The sequence below is a fragment of the Marinobacter sp. genome, from assembly GCF_035268745.1.
Classification (GTDB): domain Bacteria; phylum Pseudomonadota; class Gammaproteobacteria; order Pseudomonadales; family Oleiphilaceae; genus Marinobacter.
In genome coordinates, this window is record NZ_DATFKH010000205.1 from 1 (window position 1) to 1242 (window position 1242).

1 protein-coding gene is annotated in these 1242 nt (G+C 59.7%); it reads left to right on the forward strand.

Going from position 1 to position 1242, the window contains the following annotated elements; all coding sequences use genetic code 11:
- Positions 1-226 precede the first annotated feature (226 nt).
- The coding region (locus VJ956_RS13750) for an IS110 family transposase (RefSeq protein ID WP_324085610.1) at positions 227-1242 on the forward strand (1016 nt) is incomplete at its 3' end.

A 1242-nucleotide genomic window follows, 5' to 3' on the forward strand; every position in this document is an offset into this window, starting at 1 on the left:
CACATGCAACGAGAAGGACACAAATGTGGGCGACACCGGGTACGGCGGCTGATGAAGCTGATGCGGTTGGTCCCGATCTACCAAGAGCCCAAGACCAGCAAAAAGCATCCCGCACACAAGATATATCCGTATCTTCTCAGATGGAGTGGTTGCCGCCCTCCCGAGACGGCATCGCAATGTGCCAATGTCGTGGTGTTATTAGCCACACAACGGAGAGGACGGCGGAATGAAGGATATGATGATTGGGGTCGATCTGGCAAAGAATGTTTTTCAGGTCCACGGTGCCCTACGGACAGGGGAAGTGCATTTTCGCAAAAAACTCACGCGAAAGCAGTTCCTGACGTTCATGGCCAAGCAGGAGCCCTGCCTGGTCATCTTTGAGGCTTGCGGCAGCGCGCACTACTGGGCGCGCGAGATGGAGACGCTTGGCCACGAGGTGAAACTGATCGCGCCACAATACGCGCGCCCGTTCGTCAAGCGTCAGAAGAATGATGCTGCTGACGCCGAGGCAATCGTGATTGCAGCCCGACAGCCGGAGATGCGCTTCGTTGAGCCCAAGACAGGTGAGCAGCAGTCCCGCGCAGCGGTGTTCCGGGGCCGGGAGCGACTAGTCCACCAACGTACCGCAGATATGAATGCCTTGCGGGCGCTGTTGTATGAGCACGGCCACGTGTTTCCCGCGGGAATACGCTACCTCGATCGCATGACAGCTCTCGTGGAGGATGAGGCCTCCGACTTGCCTGCACTGATCCGGGAGGAGTGTCAGGACCTGCTGGCGCAGATTGCAGAGAAAACGGCGCGTATCATCGAACGGACCGCTAAACTCAAAGCGCTGGCCGCCCAGTCGGACAGGGCACGCCGTCTCCAGACCATGCCGGGTGTGGGACCACTGACGGCCGTTGCGGTGGAAGCCTTCGGGCCCGACATGGCTCAGTTCAAAACCGGACGCGATTTTGCGGCTTGGTTGGGCCTGGTGCCGAGGCAGCGTTCCTCAGGAGGAAAGGAGCGCCTGGGTCGCATGACCAAGGCTGGCCAAGCCGATATTCGACGCCTCCTGATCATTGGGGCAATGTCGCGGCTGGGCTGGCTTGGACAGCGCAGCATTGTGGAGGGTAGCTGGCTGTCACGCATGTTGGCGCGCAAGCCCAAGATGCTGGTCGCGATCGCGCTGGCTAACAAGATGGCCCGTCAGATTTGGGCAATGCTGACGAGGAACGAAGATTACAAGGATCCGGCGCTGGC